Source organism: Clostridium sp. CMCC3677 (assembly GCF_023845585.1).
Taxonomy (GTDB): Bacteria; Bacillota; Clostridia; order Clostridiales; family Clostridiaceae; genus Clostridium; species Clostridium aquiflavi.
The window spans coordinates 1-498 of the sequence record NZ_JAMQHS010000037.1; the positions used below are offsets into that span (position 1 = coordinate 1).

Consider the following 498-nt stretch of genomic DNA (forward strand, 5'->3'; position numbering starts at 1 on the left):
ATCATTAATGAATTAGAAATAAATGCAAATGAAAGCAAACCGGAAATTGAAATTAATAAATTGAGTAAAATCGAGAATGTAAATTTAAAAAGTGGAGTAGAGTTTTATGGGGATATAGTAAAAAATATTTATGTAAATACTACTGAAAGTGTAGATATTAATTGTGGAGCAGATAATATTGAAATATTAAATAAGGATTCAAATGTAAGCATAAGTAGTTCAAAAGAAATAAATAAAATATTAGTGAAGGAAGAATCAAAATTAAGAATATTTGGTGCTAATTTAAAATCATTAGTTATATCAAAAAGTTCAGAGATTAGAGTAAGGGGTAGTATAGTAAATTTAATAGAAATTCTTGAAAATTCAGATTTTTATATAAGTAGTTGTAAAATAGACGAAATAAAAGCATTAAGTTCAGCAGAAGTAAAATTAAATAGACCAGTTACTATAGAAAAAATAACATCACTAATTGATAATGAAAATGACAAGGTTAATGTA

General features: G+C 23.1%; 1 protein-coding gene. It reads left to right on the plus strand.

Annotated features, from left to right (window positions below):
* The coding region (locus tag NG901_RS16615) for a hypothetical protein (protein WP_252217048.1) at nucleotides 1-498 on the plus strand (498 nt) is incomplete at both ends.